The sequence below is a fragment of the Bartonella sp. AC535YNZD genome (genome assembly GCF_042196625.1).
GTDB lineage: Bacteria > Pseudomonadota > Alphaproteobacteria > Rhizobiales > Rhizobiaceae > Bartonella.
Map to the genome: position 1 here is coordinate 1 of NZ_JBHIQP010000032.1, position 4,693 is coordinate 4,693.

At 36.1% G+C, this 4,693-nt stretch carries 2 protein-coding genes and 5 pseudogenes; 1 reads left to right on the top strand and 6 read right to left on the bottom strand.

Annotated features, from left to right (window positions below; translation table 11 throughout):
- The first annotated feature begins 107 nt into the window (after positions 1 to 107).
- The gene (locus ACFIM8_RS08805) at positions 108 to 692 is read left to right on the top strand and encodes a hypothetical protein (RefSeq protein ID WP_375614803.1); all 585 of its coding nucleotides are present in this window, start codon (positions 108 to 110) and stop codon (positions 690 to 692) included.
- A 244-nt stretch (positions 693 to 936) separates the two neighbouring features.
- On the opposite strand, the pseudogene ACFIM8_RS08810 reads toward ACFIM8_RS08805, so the two are convergent.
- From ACFIM8_RS08810 to ACFIM8_RS08835, 6 genes and pseudogenes are all read right to left on the bottom strand, one after another.
- Positions 937 to 1,605, bottom strand: a pseudogene (locus ACFIM8_RS08810) (phage antirepressor KilAC domain-containing protein).
- A gap of 590 nt (positions 1,606 to 2,195) precedes the next feature.
- Positions 2,196 to 2,687 (bottom strand): annotated as a pseudogene (locus tag ACFIM8_RS08815) (hypothetical protein).
- Between the two features lie 90 nt (positions 2,688 to 2,777).
- Positions 2,778 to 3,097 (bottom strand): annotated as a pseudogene (locus tag ACFIM8_RS08820) (hypothetical protein).
- Positions 3,098 to 3,587: 490 nt separating this feature from the next.
- A complete protein-coding gene (locus ACFIM8_RS08825; protein WP_375607506.1) occupies positions 3,588 to 3,983 on the bottom strand; it encodes a type II toxin-antitoxin system HicB family antitoxin in 396 nt (131 codons plus the stop codon).
- Positions 3,980 to 4,158, bottom strand: a pseudogene (locus ACFIM8_RS08830) (type II toxin-antitoxin system HicA family toxin). The gene ACFIM8_RS08825 and the pseudogene ACFIM8_RS08830 overlap by 4 nt, the downstream one beginning before the upstream one ends.
- Before the next feature lie 24 nt (positions 4,159 to 4,182).
- Positions 4,183 to 4,693, bottom strand: a pseudogene (locus tag ACFIM8_RS08835) (hypothetical protein); the annotation flags it as partial.

Genomic DNA, 4,693 nt, shown 5'->3' on the forward strand with positions numbered 1-4,693 from the left:
TAAAATGAGACAATCTTAGGTTATTCGGGACTCTCATTCAATATGAATAACGATAGATTATCATTATAAATCAATATCTTGTATCGGCTTATCAAGCGGGGGATATTTTGCTCAATTCTGTTTGGTGTTTAAATCACCGCCCGCGTAGTATTCCAGAAGGGATGGTTTACAATCCGTGGCATAATATTTGGGTTGATATTTATCTTCAATCAGGGTCAGGTGTAAATGCAAAGTCGGCATATGGTGTTCCGATTACGACCAATCGTAGCTATGCGGATCATGCATTTGATTTTTGGTCTGTTAGTAAGAGATTTTTGACGAGTGATGAGTTTTCGCCAAGCATGTATGGAAGTAATCAAGCAACCAGTATTGTCGACAATCAAGCGCCTTCTCCCAAAACGTCTGGAGGACACATTGATACAGAAAATCGTCGTATGATTTCGTATATCGGTTGTGAGGATGGTTGCGGTTATGTGTGGCAATATTTGTCTGGTTGTTATCTAGTGACTAAATGGCATACAGGGGAACAAGGAAGCAGTTTACGTGTAGACATAAATGTTATGTTGGGAGGAGGCGATTGGACTGGTGGCTCTAACAATGATCATCTTGTGCGGAACTTTGCGCATTCTCGTTATGTAGAAGATGAAAAAATAGGCGCTCGTGGATGTAGCGAGCCACTTTATTATAATTAGCGCGAGATTGATTAGAACATTATTTTATCCAACCTCACTTTTGTGGGGCTTTTTTTATGGAGCGTCAGATGAGAAAGATATCGAAAGAAGGATTGGCACTTCATCTTGAAGTTTTAAAATCAAAGCTTTTTCTACTAAACTCATGATGTCAACCAGAGCAGTACAATCTTATCACTCATATTTTCATATCTAGAAAATTGAGATAATGCCATCCATAAATCGCATAAGAAGTTAGAATCTACCTTCATTGCATACCTCTGTGGACTTGTTCTCTCAAACATGCTGGCAATCCTTTAGGTGTGATTTTTGTTGAAGGCAGCACCTTTTCTGTTCCATCCGGTTTTTGAATGGTGATGGCAGAACAGTCCATGAATCTTTTTTTGATTTTATCCTGATTAAGGTAACAATGGACTACTTGGAGCACGTCGATACACCCAATCATTTTTACGCAAGTAATCTGTTAAATTCTTTGGTCTTATCTCCAACATCTTCGCGGCTTCAATCAAACCAAACAAACCATCAGAGCGTTTTAAGCCTTCTAAAGCTTTTGCTTTTGGTGCTAATTCTGAAATAACATGGTCTTTCTGCTCAATTTAATTTTGTAGATGATTTAAGGCGCCAAGTAATACTTCGGGTTTGGAGTAATCAATTTGTGGAATAGCTACTTGTCTTTCAAACGGTCAATTATCTTTGCTCGTAAGGCAGTGCTGTAACCAGAAACAAGAATTAAGCATTCACGCTTTGGCAGGTTATAACAAGGGCGGCTTTCACCTTTGTTATCAAGGTAGTGCCCACCAAAATCAACCTCCTCAAATTTGAGGGCGTTAAGTTCTTCAAACGTTTTCTTGATGTCAAGCATAATATTTTCATGCCTTTTGCCACATAATTCAGTAATTTTAATAATGGTATTCATAAAGAATTTTTAGATGTTAGACGTTCCTTAATGACACTTTAAAAGAGTTCTGGGCACTAAGAAACACAGCAATCTAGCCTGTCGTTACGCTTTTCCCCGAAGGGTGTTATATGGTATAACCACACCTGACAAAGCTATTATATGCGTGTAGCATACAATGAGTTAAAGCTTTTAAATTGCGGAAGATTAGTTATTTAGGCAACTAATCCGCTAGTTGTTTTGAGGTATTTTTGAGGCACCTGATTCGAAAATACCTATTACTATAGAATTGTCCAGCAACAAAAATTACTTCTTGCTAAGAAAACGTTTCACATACTGTACAGTGTACATATTGAAATCATTATTTATCAATGAGTTAAGTGTACAATGTACAGTCAAATTGAAAATTCTGTCGCTAGCGATAATTCGCACTAGTCTGCCCTGCAACGAAGCCAACTCGCTGGGAAGTACCTTTTGCATTGATTTTATTAACTTTTTTATGGAAAAAGAGAAGCATAATTGATAATCTGTTTTTAAGATTGCAATAAGAATATGTAATGCCATATCCTCATAAGGATATGGAATATATAGATAAAGCTTGAGAACATGATCTAGCCTTTTTTATTAGCAGCGTATTCTCGACGAAAAAGTTGTCTCTGTATATTTTGGGTTAATCTTTCATTGGCATATTATGCAATAGCACTTGCAATCTCTGGCTTTGACATGACCTCAGAAGTTGAGGGACCCTCTTGTTTTGCAATAGGGAATTGATCTCCGTCATCTCTTTGAAACACATTCCCTCCCATTTTCAAATCAACATGCTTTGGAAAACTGCCTCCCTTGATAAAACCATAGGGTAAGATTTCTTGTTTCCCAAACATTTTGTAAGTTACACCGCGTTTTGTTTCTTTTGCTTTAAAAAATTTAAGAGGTATTGGTGTTCCAGAACCAATGATACCTGTCTCAAGAAACCTTGCTGTCGCTTTTTCTTTAATATAAACACCTTTTCTGATACGCTTTGTTTGAGCTGATGAGATGTCGGTAACTTGCTTTTCAGTAAAGCGTTCAACTTGTTTTGCTGAGGTGTTTAGAGCATTACGCAGAGCCCAATTAAGGCGTGATGCTTGAAGGCTTGTGAAGGTATCTTTTGCCTGTTGAAGATACTATTTTTGGTAGATGATTAACTTCAACGTCTAAGCCTTTTTAAGAGTAGGTGTTGATGATTGAGAGACCTTAGATGCTTTTGGTTTTTCGAGGGAGTTTTTTTAGTCACTGATTTCGTTGATGTTTGTACGGCTTCTTGTTCTATTTGCTTAATTTGTTCAACTACCTTGTCGGGCTTTATTTTTGTTTTAACATCAACAAAGGGTTTAGCAGCATTTGCACGCTTGAGACGAGCATAGACTTGATTAGAAAGCTCAACAAATGGATTATTGGGAGTTGAAATTTCAAAACGAACAGTGCTTTTATTGTCGCCAACAACACACGTTGGCTTAGTGATGACAGCTTTCATTATGGCTCCTTTTGAGTCATAATTAATGACATCATTAGTCGAATATTGATTTTTATTCTGTGAAAAATTGATTAGCCAAAACTAGCAAGAAAACAGGGCTTTCTAGCCACGCTTCAATTTGACATTTTGCTGAATTTTTGGGGATATTTTTGAATTTTAGACACAATAAAACTAATACAGTACCATCATTAAATACGATTTTTTACACTATGTCAACAAAAAAATCTATATTTTTTATTTTAAAATAGAATATTCTAAAATATTTTAGATTTTATAAATGATTGTGAAATTATTATAGGAGGGAAAGGTAATGACAGGTCCAGAAATATTAGATGCCATGTATATAGTATCAATGATAGTTATATCCCTCTTAACTATAGCGTTTTGTTTGCCTGCCGCCTTTTGATTTTCATTAATAGTTTGCGGATCATATGCAATTACACGCTTTTGCAAAAAAATCGAGAGTGAGAGATTTTTCCAGATTGATGAGCTAAATATTAAGCTCGTGACGGGCTGCTGTTGCCAAAAAAGCAGATCTTGTTAAACCTCTCTTTTGTGCACAATTATCAATTGCACGTAAAATCCCTCGTTCAATTGATATATTTGTGCGTATGACTTCTGAATCATTTTCAATAAAAGGAACTTGTATTAAAAAAGCTCCTTCTGACAAAGCTGTTTTGACAGATTCCCGTTGTATGACTTCTTCAAATTTTGAAGGAATAGGCATTCTATCTATATCTTCACAATAAAGCTGGAGTGCTTCTGTTGCATTTGCTATTAAATTTTCTTCCTCATCAGCAGCAGAAAAAAGTCCCTCAAAATCAGGAAACTGAACACCAAAAGCAGATTCTTCATCTTTATGAACAAGAGCAAAAAATCTTTTCATTCTTCTTCTCCTTCTTTTAACCAGCCTGCTTGTTGTGCGATAGAACGTGCTGTACCAATCGGAAGATTTTTTTAGGATGTGGAACGATAACAACCTTATCATCTTTTTTAAATTTATGATGAGAACCTTTTACTTTGATAAGTTCAAAGCCATCACGCTTTAATTTTGCAATGATTTTTCATCTGATGTCAGTTCTTTTTTAATGGCTAAAATGCTTATGAAGCGCATTAAGAACAATACGCAAAGAACTAACAAGATGTGTTAACAATTGATCTTCTATAACAAGATATTGTAATGCAGCATAAAGATTATACTGTCTATAGAGGTGTTGTGTTTCTTTGATAATCTCTTTCGTCTCTTCATAACAATGAGTTGCTCTTTCAATCCACCGTTTTGTGCCTCCTCATTTGATGAAGGAGTAAAGTTATCATAAATTGCATTAGGCAATCCTTTTGCACATAGGTAATTGTTTTTCACTTCAAGATATTTTTGCGCAGCATCATATTGGTCTTGATTGATTTTGCCTTGCAAATAAAGCCGCCCAACATAAGACCCAGCAAGCGGATTTTTAGCCTCTTCAATCGTCAAACCAAAGCGTTTAGCACGCATTTCAATTGCCAATTGATTAACAGGATCTTGACGTACTTTCACTTGTGAAATATGAGTATCTTTCTTTTTCATACATCCCCTAATCTGTGGGAGCCCACATG